Below are 15724 nucleotides of genomic sequence, written 5' to 3'. Positions count from 1 at the left end.
CACATTTTATTAGATAGAATTCTTTGAAAAAAATCTACTTTGTAATACTTCCCATACCATTAAGATGATACAACCAATTAAGTAACAGAGAATATCTTTTATATCAAAGGTAGCTCCAATAATTGTAGACAGTACTTTATTATCCTGTACATTTAAAATTTCTACAACATTAAAGTACTGCAAAATTTCTACCATTACAGAAAATATAAAAATATAAAGTGGTAAAAATTTTATTGGCTTTTTAACAAAGGACTTTATAAATGTGTATAACAAAATAACAACCAATATGTCTCCAACATATGGCCTGATAATATTGTCTCTTATAAAAAGTGCAATTATTACCTCTATAATTAAAAAAATAAAAAAAGCTATTAAATATTTTTTATTTATTCCCAAAACACAATACTCCTAAATTTCAACATCTAAGCTCACACAAAATGATGCAGCAAAAACACGGCATGTTTTATCCTTGATTGAGTTTAATCTATAATACATATTCTCATATCATCTTTTTTAGCTTTCGTTAGCTTCCCTTGTCGATAGCCAAGAAATGTCTAAAATTATTTCCAAATTTCAAAAGTAAAATTTGAATAAAAAAATACAAGTAGTATTTTTCAATAACATATTATCATAGGATATGTTGTTTGTGCAATGATTGCATTCAAAACTTAGTTTTTTATTTTTATTGGATAGACAAAATATAAAAATAATTATATACTATTTTTATATAATGGTTTTTCTTAGTTGACTATTATATAATTTACAAATAAGCCGTAACGGGTGAACGCATAAGAAGCTATAAAGGTCATTTTTCGTCTGTTTATAGAGCAATGTACAGTATGGATGGCAAACGTATACTATCTACTTCTTGGGGTAAGAGCATAACGGAATGGGATGTATTAACAGGTGAATGCATAAGAAGTATTATAAACACATCCGGATTAATGATTAGAGGCTGTTCATTCAAAGCCCTTCATAAGGATAGTGATATGTCTCAGCAATGCATGGAAATAATGGAAATGTATGGGGTAGAAGAAATTAACATTGAAGAAAATTCTGTAGAAAATGATAATTCAAAATGAACTTTAATAGATGTTAAGAACTTACATAAAATTACAGCATATATCGTACAATATATAAGAATTTACGAATTGAAAGACCTAGTAGATTAAAGACATTGAAAAATCCTCTAAATCCTCTCACGGCTAACGCATGTATGTAATTATATGGAATACATATTTAAATATTAATAATATGTAATAATATGCTAATGAAAATAAGATTTTAGTGTATATTATTTTATACAGCTTAATTTAATTCTGTTCCTTATCTTCAACTATTTTTTGATTTTCATAATCGATCTTAAAACGCTTTTTTTGTCCGTCAACTATAGCATCAAAGCTAACTACATATGCGTCTTTTGCATTAATCCGATAATTCTCAGTACCTACTTCTATTTTTATGTAAAATTTTTTTCTGAGAAAATACTGCTTATATTCTCTCTTTTCTGCTTCCTCTTCATAAATAGACAGACCATACTTACTGCCCCCTGTAGCTTCACTTAAGTAACGGCGGTTTCCTACTATCCAAAAAAAATCATAATAATAAGGTATTATAAGATAAATTTGTGAGATAATATAATCGGTATTATTATAAATATAAGCATCTCCCTGATAATAGTTATTATATTCATGAACATATTCGAACTCAATTCTAAATGGTTCAAACTTTTTTGATTCTACTACACTTGCTTTAGGAGTAGGAAGCGATGTAATTGTTGAAAATGTTGATGTAGTGTAATTTGCATTATTATGTGTAGGAAGCGATGTAACTGTTGAAGATGTTGCTGTAGTGTAATTTGCATTGTTATGTGTAGGAAGCGATGTAATTGAAGATGTTGATGTAGTTGATACAGAAACATAGGTTGTTTTCGGACTTCTGTTTTGTGAAAGAGAAAAGAATATAAGACTAATACCTATACCAAAACTAATTAACATTGTTATAGCAACTGCAATTATTGTTTGCTTTATTGTCATGTGTATATCACCATCCTAAAAGTCGCATTGTTAATATTAAAGGTAATTTTTTTGATTTATTATTAATCATATCGGAATAAAACAAGGATACTTTTATATGAAATTGGATTATATATACAGTAAGTGCTTCAAAAAATGACAGCATTAGCTTATCGCAATGATAGTTATATTGCTATACGTCATCTTTTGAAGCACTTACAAAAAGGTGTGTTAATTTTTGAATATATTCATAAATTAATTTCATACCTTTTCGAACACAAAATAAATACCCTTTTAGCACTTTTTAAAGTAACCAAAAATGTATACCTTTTTGAAATATTATAATGATATATAAATTAATAATCTATTATTGTGCTTGATTTATTTCGAACCTATTACTACATTTTAAACAGTCATAAGTATGCGTGTGTTCCGGCCCTTTTTTTGTTTTCATTTTATCTCTTGGAACATTTTGAAGGTCTCCTTTACAAATTGGGCAGTATTTTATTTCTGGTTGAGGTCCTGATATATTTGCCATTTACTTTTTCTCCTTTAGGTTTAATTATAAAAACATTCCTTACCCTTACACAACACTGATATTATTTATTTAATCTATATACGATCGTCATCATAAGTTTACGGCTATAGCGGTTCAATTTATGGATATAAAAGTTATACCACCAGGTCAGGCTTACCAACAAGATATTGTGTTAAAATTCAAGTTATAGCTTCACATTTGGATTAATAAAAAAATCGATATGGCCTTTCAAAAAAATCAATTTTATTTCTTACTCCATTTTTCAGGGTTTAAGTAATACTTTTTTTCAAAGTTACCTGTTATAGTAGTAACATTATTTGTAATATCTTCATTAGATAAAATAAATAGCCTTCTATGAAGATTATCAATTGCACAATAAACAGCATTTTCGCTAACATTCATCTTTTCTTGAACTTTTTTATATATATAAAAATTAGTTGCACTTTCGATTTCATGTAATACTTCTAGAATAGATACTTCTAGAACTTGATCACCAGTCAAATAATATTCTGTCATTGTTCATCTCTCCTTAAAATTTAATTAAGTCTTCAAAAAATTTCAACACGATTTTAACAAAATTTAAAGATACATTATTATATAGAGTATTACACATTACATATCAGCAATTTTAATACCAAGCCGCACCAATTCTTCTACAATTAAATTTCTAACAATACTATCATTTACACTATTGAGAATTTTTCCACTGAATTTTGTAATTAAATTCTTTTCGTAAGGTGCACATAGAGCTGAAACACCCTTTATCAAATGGTAAAAATATTTACCCACACTGTCTGGATGCTTATTTATAAGGTCCCTGCCCTCATTCCATAAAGCATGTATTATAAAAATATTAAATGAAATATCATTCTGAGTTATATATTCTACAACTTCGTTAAAATATTTATCAAAACAAAAAACCCAGTACATCATTTCATTTATCTCAGATGTACTAAGTTTAATGGGAATATTCCTATTACGATTACTGAAATAATCACGAATCCAATCATCCCATAGTCGATCATTTTTATTTGTATCAAGACTAGAAAGTTCTCTACGAAGTACCTTTGCAAAAATCGCTCTAACATGATCACTTACAACACTCATCATTTCTATTATCCACTTTTTATCTTTTGTTTCATCTATTTCACAAAAAATTGCAATATAAACAGCTTTATCACAAAATGCTTCAATATAATCATCATCTTCTGTCGAAATATCACTATACAATTTTTTAAAGTTATCAAACAACTTTTTTATTACACCATCATTACATTTACCCATTTTAAGGAATTCTTCCCACATTAATCTTGCACAATCTCTATCAATATTTATATCAAATGATTCAATCATCCTATCAGCTAATGCAGGTCTGTAATAATTAATAAAAGCATATTCACGTGCTATTATTGATTTCGCACCCATAGAAAATTTAGATTCATCAATAGTAACTTCTTCGACAAAATCAAATAATTTATTTGCTAGGCTAGAAGCCAACTTTTTATCGTCTTCCATGATAATAATAAATATTCTAAAAATACTCATTATCAAGTTATTTGATAATAGATAGGTATTTGCTTTTTTCATAATATCATATTAAATTCTGTTTTTCACTACTAAAATCAAAAATCATCCAAAACAATATACATTTGCTTCATTTTTAAATAATAATCCCAAAATAATATTATCTTTAAGTATTGAACCTCCTGCACAAAACAAAAAATAGCACTACAAACTTAAGGTTATAAGAATTTATTCTTTAAAACCAGTCCTCATATTTTGGCATTTCATCACAAGTTTCATAATCAGGAAAAACATTATTAGAATTGTGTTCTTCATAATTACCGTCTTTATTTTTGCCCATATTTTCATTACTTTTTTCATTGTTTCCAATTAGCAATGAATTGGCCAATATAAAATGTTCAAATTGTTGTGGTATTTTGAAATGATTAGGCGGATCATGATTCTGAATTCCCCAAAGCTTCAAATGTTTCAAAATCTTCTCGATAGTTTCTTCATCCTCTACAAACGAAATTATTCTCATTTTCCCATTGCAATATTTACATTTTAGAGGATCAACATTATAAACCTTTTGAATAAGTCTTGCCCAGTTTTTACGAAAAGCTTTTTTAGATAAATCACTACTTACAATTGCAGGTACTTTATCATCTGTCTCAGCTTTTTTCCTTTGTCCTCTACTCTTATTTGAATAATAACCATAATATCTTACAAATTGCTCTCCCTTATTTGGGATATGAGTTACCAATCGTGCTAACCAATCCAAAGCATCAAAAGCTTGAATTTCTCTGCTATTTTTACCCTTGTAAATAATTTTCCCAACTTCATTTGAACTTTCTTCTGGTGGTATGTAAAACATTCTTTCCTGAGAAATTGGAGCACGAACTACATATTGAGCAAGTTTTTCAATACTCTCCTGTTCCTCTGCGTATATTGCCTCCCCACAATAAACATTAAATCCAGTATTTTCCCAACTAAGCATGTTATCTATAATAAATTGATTAATTTTCCCCTCTTTTTTGAGCATCTTTAGTACTTCTGACTGAAAAACCTTCTCAATATCTTTTCCTTGAGGTAATACTGATTTTATAAAATCTCCGTCCCCTTTAAAACAACCATCTGTTGCAATTACATGTAAATGAGGATTAAAGTTTAAAAAATCTCCAAATGTTTGTACAGCTATAACAACACCAGGAACTGAATCTTTATCTCCAGATGAACTTTTAAGATAATCACATAAGACTTTCCATGCACATCTTGATAGTTTTGCAAGTAGCTTTCTGTCATACATAAAATAGCATCTAAGTCTTTTGGGTATACTAAAGACCCACTGCCTGTGGGAAACTTCTTTTAAAACCTCAGTGTATAAAAACTCTCCAAATTCAACTACTCTTCTCTGATGACATGAAGGACAGAACGCCCTCCGTTTACATGAAAAAGGCAATAGATACTCCTTGTTACAATCTTCACACTTAACACGGGCAAACCCTAGATGCAAATTCCCACAATCAAGGTAATCATATATAACATCTAGAATATGGGATCTCCAATAACCGTATGTATTTTGGTACCTATCATCCCACACTCTCTCCAAAACTTCAAAATTCTCTTCTACGCACCTATAATAATAATTTTTCCGTGGCTCTCTTGGAGAATATATCCCCTGATTATTCGAACTTTCATAAAGCATTAGTACTCACACTCTTAAAACATATATAGAACAAATGTTCTATATATGTTTTAACACAAATATTGTATTATGTAAATCTTTTTATCATAAAGTAGTAATAAAGAAGATTGTAGAGTTGGGTAAGCTTATAAAGCCTGTTCAGGCAAATCAGACTTTAGGTAGCAGTCTACCGCATAAAAATGTACAAGTTGAACCTTCTATATTGTCAAAAGATACACAAATAACCGGTATAAATAAGATGAGTTCGACGGAAAAGAAGGCTTCAGTTTTTTCAAATATACCGGCAGAAGAAGATTTGAAAGAGACTTCAGAAGCTCAATTTACAGAAGAAATAAAAGAGTTGGCTGAGAGTTTAAATTCTGTTATAGAGATTTATGAATATGTCCGGAATAATATAAATTTCGAGGCATATTACGGGTCGAGAAAAGGTGCAGTGGGAACCCTTGACCAAATGGCAGGGAATGATATTGACCAGGCATCGCTTCTTATTTCCCTTCTTCGATATAAAGGAATTCCTGCTCGATATGTGAGAGGAACAATTGAGATACCTGTAGAGAAGGTGATGGGATGAACTGGAGGGGAAACACCACAGGATGCAGTGAGAATTCTGGCATCTCTTGGAATACCAACAGTTTCTGTCGTCAGTGGCGGAAAGATATCTCACGTCAGAACAGAACACGTATGGGTTGAAGCTTATGTGCCTTATCAGTACTACAGGGGTGCAGGACCTATGAAGGGCCAAAAAATATGGGTTCCTTTAGATCCGAGCTTCAAACAGCATGAAAAAATTGAAGGCCTTGACTTGAGCAGCATTATAGACATTGATACAGAAGCTTCAATAGAGGGTTTTAAGGATGGCATCATTGTATCAGATAAATTGCTTTCAGTTTCAAGAGTAAATGTCCAGAGCGTTTCAGAAAAGATAGAGAATGTAGATGCTAAAATTGAAGAATTTATTAATCAAAAGGGTTTGGAAAAAATAAAGAGTGAGGAATTAATTGGAGGAAAAGGATTATTCCTCAAGACCTTGATATGCTGCCTCTCTCACTTCCATATAAGGTTGATGCTGTATATGAGAAGACAAGTGTTGTGCCAAAAGAATTGAGAGAGAATATATCAGCTTTCATTTTGTTATATGCTCTTTGCAATATCTCGCTTGATAGATCCATTAAACGAACCGAACCTACCGATAGCCCTTTAATTCTATTAAGCGTGTATTTATATTTTTCCTTTGTATTTATTTTTGTTAGCGTTGGTTCTTTGTATAGTTCATACCATTTTTTGCAGTAGGAGTATAGCGATTCGTTTGACAGGGATACATATTTGCCCCTATTTAGAGCACTTAACTCATCTTGCATAAAGGCAATTGCATCTTTTTTCTTAGAAAAATATGAAGCCTTCTGTATCCTTTTTCCGTTCTCATCTATACTTACGTCATACCGTACTTGATATTTTTTAAGTCTTTTAATATAGGTCAATGATCCTTCACCTTTTGACCTCCTCATTTATTAATTTTGAATTTACATCGGATATTTTCATGGGAACTTCTTATGTGTGCATGCTTCCTACATCGAAAAATTACGGAAGATATGCTTTATTTAAAGAGTCCGGGAATATTTATACCACTCCTCCGGTAGGTGAAACTCTTTCAACAAACGACATTCCGAATTTTTTAGGGAAAGAGGCAGCAACAACGGTTGAGGTATGGGGTGATGCCAAGCCTTCTTACAAATTTATCACTTCAATTAGGGACAGTGAAATGGTTGATAATTTTAAAAACGAGTTAAAAACATTTTATTGGGATTTGAATGAGTATGGCAATAAACTGTATTTTTCAAGGTTCGATAATGAAAACTCACAGAAAATAGAAAAGGGTACCAAATGGGAAAATTATAGTGAATGGTATATTGAAATAAAGGATAGACCATAAAAATTTTTAAAGGATGTGGTATCTGTCATTTGGCAGGTTTCCCACATCCTTTTATTTATTACCTCATACTTAATTACCTCATACTTAGAGCTTTGCCTCCGCAACACCCTGCGGTTTCAAGCTCCATCTGCTCTTTTATCCACTCGGTTGTCTTAATTATTCCCTCTTCTAAATTCGTCTTCGGCGACCATCCTAAAAGTTCCTTTGCTTTTCGATAATTACATAAAAGCTTCGGTATCTCGCTTTGAGGATGTATATGAGGAACATGCTTTATTTTACTCTTATCTTGAGCTATCAAAAGTGCCAGGTCATTTATGGTTATATCCCTTCCAAGCCCCGCATTGACTATTTCGCCGTTTACCCTGTCAGAATAACCGGCTTTTACAACAAAATCCGCACAGTCCTCAACATAAAGCAAATCCCGGGTCTGGAAGCCATCACCGTAAATATTGAGAGAAAGTCCTTCAAGGTTTCTCTTAATAAAAATCGCTACAACACCACCTTCACCGCTGGACTTTTGCATGGGGCCATAAGTGTTGAAGGGTCGTATAACCACTGCCGGCAGCTTATAGGCATACCAGTAGGAAAGCACCATATTCTCCCCTGCAATTTTGCTGCCAGCATAAGGAGAAGCCGGCTTTACAGGATGTTCTTCGGTTATCCCGTTTTCATCGGTTGCCCTGTCATAAACCATACAGGTGCTCATGAATACAATTTTGGTATTGTGTTTTCTGCATTGCTCCAACACATTAAAGGTTCCTACCGTATCATTTTGAAATGTCGTTCCAGGATCATCAATACTGTCCTGCACATTAATACTAGCCGCCAAATGATAGCAAATATCAAATTTGTTTTCGAAAAGCCTCTCAAGAGCACAAATGTCTTTTATATCACCCTCAATAAATTCAACAAAGTTGGGGTTGTCAAAAAACTCTTCTAAATTTGACACCCGGTCGTTTGAAAGGTCATCTAAACCCCAAACCCTGTGACCGTCATCCAAAAGCCTCTTAACCACCCAACGGCCGATAAATCCTGCACCGCCTGTAACCAGTATATTCAAATCACATCATCCTCTCTATATTGCATGGTTTTGGATTACCTCTTTCACATTTGAAATTACGTACTCAACATCTTCTTTTTCCATTCTAGGAAACAACGGAAGGGTTATTATGCTTTCATAAAGCTCTTCCGCTCTCGGGCATAAGCCTTTATTGTAGCCCAACTGCCTGTAATAAGGATGGTAATATACCGGAATATAGTGGACATTTACTCCTATTCCTCTTTCGTTAAGCTCTTCAAACACCTGCCTTCTGCCACAATTCATTTTTTCCAGTTTAAGCTTTATAATATACAAATGCCATGCAGAATTTGTGTTTTCAAGTTGATAAGGAGTTTCTACCTCCTCTACCGCACTGAAAGCTTCATTATATTTTCTGACATAATCTCTTCTTACGGCAAGAAACCTTTCCAGCTTGTCCAACTGGCTGATACCCAGTGCAGCCTGAATATCCGTAATCCTGTAATTATAGCCTAAATGTTGCTGCTCATAATACCACGGACCTTTATCTTTTAATAAAATATCCTTGTCCCTTGTTATACCATGGGTCCTGAAAAGTACAAGTTTCTTATATAACTCGTCATTATTTGTTGTAATTGCTCCACCTTCACCGGTTGTGATATTTTTCACCGGGTGAAAACTAAAAGTGGTCATATCTCCTATGCTCCCGATTTTTCTCCCGTTATATTCTGCTCCAAGAGCATGGGCTCCGTCTTCAATTATTGTAAGATTATATTCTTGTGCAATTTTTTGTATTTCATCCATATCACAAGGCTGACCGGTAAAGTGAACCGGAATAATAGCCTTGGTTCTTTCAGTTATCTTAGACCTTATTTCGTCCGGATCAATATTGTAAGTCTCAGGATTTATATCGGCAAATACGGGCTTTGCCCCCATATACAGCACACAGTTGGCTGAAGCAGCAAAGGTAATAGGGGTTGTAATTACCTCATCCCCCTCTTTTATTCCGGTTGCAAAACAAGCAGCATGAAGTGCCGCAGTACCGTTTGAAATTGCAACAGCATATTTTGCACCGGTGTACTGTGCCAACTTCTCTTCAAATTCCCTGATTTTCGGTCCGGTGGTTAAATAATCGCCTTTTAATACTTCAATGACAGCGTTAATGTCATCCTCATCAATCCACTGCCGTCCGTAAGGAATAAACTTTGCATTATTAATTCTGTCCATTTGTGTTTCTCCCTGTTCTCATTATTTCTTCAACTACACGCCTTACTCCTTCTCCGTCAACCAGTTTTTGCATCTTTCTGCTAACGGATACCCTCCTGTCATAATCTTTACACAAAAGCTTTAAACTATCCAATACTTTACGGTCTGAAAGTTCGCTGTACCATCCAAGACTGGTAATGTAGCCTTCAGAAGCCAACATATCCACTACTTCCCTCTGATTGTCGGCAATCACAATCCCCAAGGTAGGTGTCCCGCAGGCACAAAGCTCATACAATGTACTTCCTCCGGCCGATAAGGCCATATCTGACCTGAGCATTATTTCAGAGATCCTCGATACATTCTCATACAGAACTACGTTTTTATTGATTTTGCACAGTTTTCTAAGATTATCGACATCGGTAAACCCGCTTCCGACAACTATATTAAGCCTTATACCTTTAAATCCTTCATCCGACAGAATTATGTTAGCCAGTATTAGGCTTAGATTAAAGGGATCGGAGCCCCCCGTTGTTATCATTATTTCTTTTACTTCCCTGTTTATTATTCTCTCAGGCAAGCCTCTGAATTCATCCCTTATAAGATTGTATTTCAAGCCTAAAAGCATAAGCTGGTCATTGCTGTATCTGATATAATTTAAGGTCGTTCCGGTAATATTTCCATTTATCAAAACATCCACAGGATATGGGAATTTATTCACATCATCAATGTAGCAAAGTTTTTTTACATGGGTCTTCAACTCTAAAAAAAACTCTTCGGTTACATTGTAAGAGTCAACGATTAACACATCCAAGTTAAATGCCTTAATACCGGCTATTATCTGCTGTGCATCCTCTTTTAGCTCGGAAATATCTCCATAGGAAAAGCCTTTTGGATTTTCGCTCTTTCGGTATGGCATTTCGATAACTTCAAACCCATCCTGCCGTATTCTTGCTGTTCCCTGTTCATACCGGCTCATAAAATATACTTTGGCACCGGCATCTCTAAATCCCTTGGCCAGTGACAGGCAACGCATTATATGACCCATGCCGATATTGGTACTGCCGTCAGCTCTAATTCCTATATTCAGCATACTAACCTCTCACATATGTTATTCTCATTAAACATGTTCGTTTTCTTCTACCAGTTCAATTATTCCCATATGCTTGTTATAAAGAAATGCAACCTTATTGGAATCAATAGCAATCGCACAGGAGGGTTTCTCCATCAAAACATAGCCTTCATTTTTCAGTCTCTCAACCGCTTCATCTATATTATCAACACTATAGCATATATGATACGGAGTATTGCCCAATTTGGTAATAATGCCGTTTATTGAAGAAGCGGCATTCTCGGTGCAACCAACTCTATACAGTAATTCCCAAGATTCATAAACTGAATCATAACCCCTCTTGCTTCATCAGCTACGGTTTCTCCTACTCTCTCATATCCCAATTTTACAAATTCCTCAATGGAAACATCCATACTTTTAACTGCATAACCAAGATGGTGTATCCTCATAATATCATCAACTCCCCGAATTTCTTTCTGGAGTCTATGCTTGATTTTTCCAGATCCAGAATGTATTTTTTGTTGCCTGCTGAATCCACATCTAAAACCGAATAGCCCAATCTTTCAAAAAAATCCTTTACCGGAGCATTTTTTTCCGTGGGTTTATAGTATGTAACCAACCTTTTATATCCCGACTTTTTATATAAATCTTCAATAAAACCTATTATCTGCTCTTCGATAAACCTGCCCATAACCCTGCAGCTTAGCAAAAACGTATCCAATTCAATTTCAGTGTCGGTCTTACGTTTTGTTATTACAACACTGACCATGCCGTTATCGCCAAATCTATCACTGACATAAGCTACAAATCCTTCAAACCCCTCCTCATCTATCAAAGCCAAGAGTTCCTGTTCACTATATCTCTTTGTAGTCAAGTTGAATTGATTAGTTTTTTGCGTAAGTTGAGCAGCTCTTTGAACATTTTCTGCACTTATCCTACGAATCTCGATCTTGGTTTCTAAAGATTTTAAAAAGTCTTCATAAGAAGCACTGGATTTTTGTGCATCCCTTCGCTTCATGTTCTGACGATATATTTCGGTTTTCACCGTATCTTCATCCGTTATATCTAATGTATAAAAATAATTATGATAAAGTTCAACCGCAAAATTCAAAAGCTCCGAAGTATCTTGCGGAAAACCAGGAACCGTTACCTCAGGCAGTTCTCTTTTTACGCTTTCCCTTTCCACCGGATTATCGTCAATAAATACAATGGAATCAAGACCAATATTGAGCTCTTCGGATAAATCCCTTATGTTTTGAGATTTCAAATCCCAGTTTATTTTTAGTGCAACAAAATCTTCCTCCTTCAGTACCATGTGTTTATGTTCTCTTATAACCTTTATCGCATCATCAAAATTGTTTTTAGACACCACAGCAAGTATTATTCCTAAATCTTTTATTTCTTTCAGCTTTTTTTGAAAATCCTTATATCTGGCTCCTTCCTTATAATCCGATAGTTCTATTCCTTCCATACCAACTTCCCCTACAACACCACCCCACAAGGTGTTATCTAGGTCTAAGACCATACACTTTTTCCTTTTGCCTTTAACAGAATCAACACATCTGTTTATATACTGCTCCAACACTTTTTCTGCCTTCATCGAGAACTTTATTCCGCCTAAATACCATAACTTCTTAGAGTAAAACTGTTCTCTTCCTATATCCTCCACAATGCTTTTCAAATCAAAAACATATAGATTTCTATATTTCCTGCTTAGCAAAAAAAGGCCATCTTCCCACAGGAATTCAAGCCCTCTTTCCTTTGAGCCGGCCTTTGCACTATCAATCTTTCTTGTCCATAAATCGATATTACTTACAAAGAAGGTTATATCAGGATTGTTTTTTACTGTTTCTTCAATATAATTTATATTCATATCAATTGTGCTGTTATTTCTACTTTGACCTTTGAACATTTCTTCTCCGTCAATAATAATAAAAACCGCCTGCGGTCCAAAAGAATACAACCCGGAATTAGGGTTGATTATCTCCTGTACCCACGTTCCGTACCCTTCGGTTTTGTATACATCATTGAGCTTTGATAACCTGCCGACAAGAGAATCCAGATTTATGTTAGAAAGCACTGACAGTCTCAAAGCAATCACTCCTTAATATAATTTAGAAAATCACCAACTTTTTTTATATCCGGTACTTTTTCAAAAGGAATTTTTATGTTTAGCTGTTCTTCAACCTCAGCCACCAATCTGATGTGATTTAGTGAATCCCATGCAGGAATGTTTTCTCTTGTAGTTTCAAGACTTATACTCTCTTTATCAAGATTTAATACATCGGCCATCAATTCAATCAGTTTTTCCATTCAAATCAACCCTCCCTGTTTATAGGACCAATTCTGTCAATGTCCACTATTACCCTAATATACTTCTCAATCTTTTCCTTTTTTTGCGCCCACATGCTTTCAGTTATAGCCTGTAAAGTTATATCATCATAACCCCCAATTGTTTTTACATGCTGTTTCAATATTCCTTCCGTCACAAAACCAAGTTTCGTATGCAAACTCACAACCTTTTCATTGCTCGCAAGCGTCCTGCAAAACACTTTATTTACCTTTAAGTCATAAAACGCATGATTTAACAACGAATACTCCATAACTATTCCGAGTCCGCTATTTATAAGATCTTGCTCAATCAGGTAATAACCGAATTCAAGATTATTATTTTTTTTATCGAAATCATAACACAATACACCAAAAGGCCTGCTTCCCAAAAAGCTTATGTAATATCTTTTTTCTTTATTATTCTTCAGATGCTCAATAAATCCGGCATGTTCCTCTTCCGTAATAATCTCCTGGTTAAACATTCTTTGTCTTACAAAATCCTGATTGCGCCAGTCTCGCAAATTTTTAATATATATATCGTCAAGCTCAAGAATATTTATAAAACTTACATACCCGTCTTTCAGCTTATCATTGTCCACTTCAGCGGTGTCCCCCTTTCAATATTCTCTGACGCCTTCCTGTTTAAAACCTGTTCATAGTATTTCGGCTCCAAACCATCTGCAGGTCTTATTACTTTTATGTTTTCCTCTGTAAATGCTTCCCCCCTTTTTATATCCTTCACAACAAAAATCGATCTTCTGTGGCTGCGGCTGACAGCTTCATTTTCTGAAATACTGTAACTTACTTTCCCTATTGATTTTTCCGCAGCCCTTATATCTTCAACCATTCTTTTGAACTCGTCCGGTTCCATGGAAAAAGTAGAATCGGGACTTTTAATTTCTCTGCTCAAGCAAAAATGTTTTTCAATAATGCTTGCTCCCATGGCAACTGCCACAACTGCAGACACCGAACCTAAAGAATGATCTGACAAACCTACCGGAACATTAAATGTGTTCTTCAGATGAGATATGGTTTTTAAATTCATCTGTTCCGGTACCGCCGGATAGGCACTGGAACACTTCATAAGACAGAATTGGTTATTTCCCTGTGCCTTAATGGTTTCCACAGCCTCCTCAATTTCTCCCAAAGTTGCCATACCTGTTGACATAATAATAGGTTTTTTCTTTGACGCAATATATTTTATCAGGGGAATGTCTACAATCTCAAAAGATGCTATTTTATAAAACTCAACCCCCAGTTCCTCCAAAAAATCCACAGCCGATTTGTCAAAAGGAGTTGAAAAAAAATGAATTCCTGTTTTTTCAGCTTCTTCTTTGAGCCGTCCATGCCATTCCCAGGGGGTATTGGCCTTCTGATACAAACCGTACAAATTTTCGCCTTTCCAAGTGCCGTCATCTATATGAAAGTACTTTTTATCAGAATTTATAGTCATAGTATCCGGCGTATAAGTCTGTATTTTTATGCAATCAGCACCGGCTTCTTTTGCTGCATGTATTATTTCTACTGCTCTGTTCAAATCTCCTGCATGATTCGCAGACATTTCTGCAATAATGTAACAGGGACATCCCTCACCGATTTCCCGATTCCCAATTTTAATTCTTTTGTTCTTCATAAATCACCTCTACATATTATCTTTCTAATCAATTTCAATATAAGATTGTAATGGGCTTATCGGCAGCCTTTGTATTCTGTAAGAGCTCAGACCTAAAACTTCTTTAAGGGCTACAGTCTCTCCCGGAAAATCACTTGTGTTTAGTTCGTCAAATCCTATTATAGTTCCTTTTGTAATATGATCTTTTATTAATTTCAAACACTCCTTGGTTGGCTCATAAATATCAAAATCAAAATAAGCCAATGCAATTACAGTATGGGGATTGTTCTTTAAATACTCTTTTAAGGTTACAGTTGCATCTCCTTTAATCAATTCATACTTTTTCATGTGTGAAATTGGGCTTTCTGACTCATGATAATCCAGCACCTTCGCAAGATATTCCTCATAGTTTTCAAATACACCATAATCACCCTTTTTAAGTCCTTTGTCTATGCATGTAACCGATGGGAAACCGTTAAAGGTATCAAATCCTATAATCTTTCTGTTGTAATTAAACGGCTCGTACATACCTCTGAAATTCTCAAATAATGCAAGGTTCTGTCCCCATCTTACCCCAAACTCCATAACAACTCCATGAACATTAATTATTTTTTTATAAATCTCATTCATAAAAAGTATTCTTGATAAGGTTTGCCTGTTGGTGTAAAGGCCCAGATTTGAAAGCAATTCATTTTCCGGTATAGGACTATTCTTAAATAAATTGTAAAACTCACTACGTATACATTTCTCTTTATCACTACTATTGTTTTTTGTGCTATAAGGTGACATAAAATGTA

At 34.2% G+C, this 15724-nt stretch carries 21 protein-coding genes; 4 read left to right on the top strand and 17 right to left on the bottom strand.

Annotation, left to right across the window (positions count from 1 at the left end; genetic code table 11):
- Window positions 1-9: 9 nt before the first annotated feature.
- A complete protein-coding gene (locus tag HVS_RS04495) occupies window positions 10-396 on the bottom strand; it encodes a ribosomal maturation YjgA family protein (RefSeq protein ID WP_101299650.1) in 387 nt (128 codons plus the stop codon).
- Window positions 397-830: 434 nt separating this feature from the next.
- Between HVS_RS04495 and HVS_RS04490 the strand changes: the two genes are divergently transcribed.
- Complete coding sequence (locus tag HVS_RS04490; protein WP_159063386.1) at window positions 831-1082, top strand: hypothetical protein; 252 nt, start codon at window positions 831-833, stop codon at window positions 1080-1082.
- Between the two features lie 231 nt (window positions 1083-1313).
- Here the strand turns inward: HVS_RS04490 and HVS_RS04485 are convergent, their stop codons facing one another.
- The 5 genes from HVS_RS04485 to HVS_RS04470 all read right to left on the bottom strand — a co-directional run bounded on the left by HVS_RS04485 (window position 1314) and on the right by HVS_RS04470 (window position 5761).
- Window positions 1314-2036 carry a hypothetical protein gene (locus HVS_RS04485; RefSeq protein WP_101299646.1) on the bottom strand — a complete coding sequence of 241 codons (723 nt, stop codon included), beginning with the start codon at window positions 2034-2036 and terminating at the stop codon, window positions 1314-1316.
- 346 nt (window positions 2037-2382) lie between these two features.
- On the bottom strand, window positions 2383-2553 hold the full coding sequence (locus HVS_RS16480; RefSeq protein ID WP_159063385.1) for a hypothetical protein: 171 nt from the start codon (window positions 2551-2553) through the stop codon (window positions 2383-2385).
- A gap of 243 nt (window positions 2554-2796) precedes the next feature.
- Window positions 2797-3069, bottom strand: coding sequence for a hypothetical protein (locus HVS_RS04480; protein ID WP_101299644.1), 273 nt, complete (start codon window positions 3067-3069; stop codon window positions 2797-2799).
- A gap of 96 nt (window positions 3070-3165) precedes the next feature.
- Entirely contained in the window at window positions 3166-4140 is a 975-nt protein-coding gene (locus tag HVS_RS04475) for a DUF4020 domain-containing protein (RefSeq protein ID WP_101299642.1), read from the bottom strand.
- A 172-nt stretch (window positions 4141-4312) separates the two neighbouring features.
- On the bottom strand, window positions 4313-5761 hold the full coding sequence (locus HVS_RS04470; protein WP_101299640.1) for an IS91 family transposase: 1449 nt from the start codon (window positions 5759-5761) through the stop codon (window positions 4313-4315).
- A 34-nt stretch (window positions 5762-5795) separates the two neighbouring features.
- On the opposite strand from HVS_RS04470, the gene HVS_RS04465 reads away from it, so the two are divergent.
- Both HVS_RS04465 and HVS_RS17060 read left to right on the top strand, forming a co-directional pair.
- Window positions 5796-6332, top strand: coding sequence for a transglutaminase-like domain-containing protein (locus HVS_RS04465; RefSeq protein WP_101299638.1), 537 nt, complete (start codon window positions 5796-5798; stop codon window positions 6330-6332).
- Window positions 6333-6359: 27 nt separating this feature from the next.
- The gene (locus HVS_RS17060) at window positions 6360-6866 is read left to right on the top strand and encodes a transglutaminase-like domain-containing protein (protein ID WP_242971683.1); all 507 of its coding nucleotides are present in this window, start codon (window positions 6360-6362) and stop codon (window positions 6864-6866) included.
- Here HVS_RS17060 and HVS_RS17725 read toward each other — a convergent pair.
- Window positions 6781-7266, bottom strand: a complete 486-nt coding sequence (locus HVS_RS17725) for an Arm DNA-binding domain-containing protein (protein ID WP_169926528.1) — start codon at window positions 7264-7266, stop codon at window positions 6781-6783. The two genes, HVS_RS17060 and HVS_RS17725, sit on opposite strands and share 86 nt — an antisense overlap.
- A gap of 32 nt (window positions 7267-7298) precedes the next feature.
- Between HVS_RS17725 and HVS_RS04455 the strand changes: the two genes are divergently transcribed.
- A complete protein-coding gene (locus HVS_RS04455; protein WP_101299636.1) occupies window positions 7299-7691 on the top strand; it encodes a hypothetical protein in 393 nt (130 codons plus the stop codon).
- Window positions 7692-7764: 73 nt separating this feature from the next.
- On the opposite strand, the gene HVS_RS04450 is transcribed toward HVS_RS04455, so the two are convergent.
- The 10 genes from HVS_RS04450 to HVS_RS04410 are packed head-to-tail and all read right to left on the bottom strand — an operon-like array spanning window position 7765 to window position 15716.
- Complete coding sequence (locus HVS_RS04450; protein ID WP_101299634.1) at window positions 7765-8751, bottom strand: dTDP-glucose 4,6-dehydratase; 987 nt, start codon at window positions 8749-8751, stop codon at window positions 7765-7767.
- A gap of 15 nt (window positions 8752-8766) precedes the next feature.
- On the bottom strand, window positions 8767-9936 hold the full coding sequence (pseC, locus tag HVS_RS04445) for a UDP-4-amino-4,6-dideoxy-N-acetyl-beta-L-altrosamine transaminase (RefSeq protein WP_101299632.1): 1170 nt from the start codon (window positions 9934-9936) through the stop codon (window positions 8767-8769).
- A complete protein-coding gene (pseG, locus tag HVS_RS04440) occupies window positions 9923-11005 on the bottom strand; it encodes a UDP-2,4-diacetamido-2,4,6-trideoxy-beta-L-altropyranose hydrolase (RefSeq protein WP_101299630.1) in 1083 nt (360 codons plus the stop codon). Before pseG ends, pseC begins: the two co-directional genes overlap by 14 nt.
- A 27-nt stretch (window positions 11006-11032) precedes the next feature.
- Window positions 11033-11227, bottom strand: coding sequence for a VOC family protein (locus tag HVS_RS17055; protein WP_242971682.1), 195 nt, complete (start codon window positions 11225-11227; stop codon window positions 11033-11035).
- Between the two features lie 17 nt (window positions 11228-11244).
- Window positions 11245-11433: a VOC family protein gene (locus HVS_RS17050; RefSeq protein ID WP_242971681.1), complete on the bottom strand. Its 189-nt coding sequence runs from the start codon at window positions 11431-11433 to the stop codon at window positions 11245-11247.
- Entirely contained in the window at window positions 11430-13085 is a 1656-nt protein-coding gene (locus tag HVS_RS04430; protein WP_242971680.1) for an HAD-IIIC family phosphatase, read from the bottom strand. The genes HVS_RS17050 and HVS_RS04430 overlap by 4 nt, the downstream gene beginning before the upstream one ends.
- On the bottom strand, window positions 13082-13297 hold the full coding sequence (locus tag HVS_RS04425) for an acyl carrier protein (RefSeq protein WP_101299626.1): 216 nt from the start codon (window positions 13295-13297) through the stop codon (window positions 13082-13084). Before HVS_RS04425 ends, HVS_RS04430 begins: the two co-directional genes overlap by 4 nt.
- A gap of 5 nt (window positions 13298-13302) precedes the next feature.
- Window positions 13303-13914, bottom strand: coding sequence for a UDP-4-amino-4,6-dideoxy-N-acetyl-beta-L-altrosamine N-acetyltransferase (gene pseH, locus HVS_RS04420; RefSeq protein WP_101299623.1), 612 nt, complete (start codon window positions 13912-13914; stop codon window positions 13303-13305).
- A complete protein-coding gene (gene pseI / locus HVS_RS04415; protein ID WP_101299620.1) occupies window positions 13896-14948 on the bottom strand; it encodes a pseudaminic acid synthase in 1053 nt (350 codons plus the stop codon). Before pseI ends, pseH begins: the two co-directional genes overlap by 19 nt.
- Window positions 14949-14972: 24 nt before the next feature.
- Window positions 14973-15716 (bottom strand): TylF/MycF/NovP-related O-methyltransferase, encoded by a 744-nt coding sequence (locus HVS_RS04410; protein ID WP_101299618.1) that lies wholly within the window; start codon window positions 15714-15716, stop codon window positions 14973-14975.
- Between the last annotated feature and the right edge of the window lie 8 nt (window positions 15717-15724).

The organism is Acetivibrio saccincola, assembly GCF_002844395.1.
In the GTDB taxonomy this organism is placed as follows: Bacteria; Bacillota; Clostridia; order Acetivibrionales; family Acetivibrionaceae; genus Herbivorax; species Herbivorax saccincola.
This window is presented reverse-complemented; position numbering and strand designations above follow the sequence as displayed.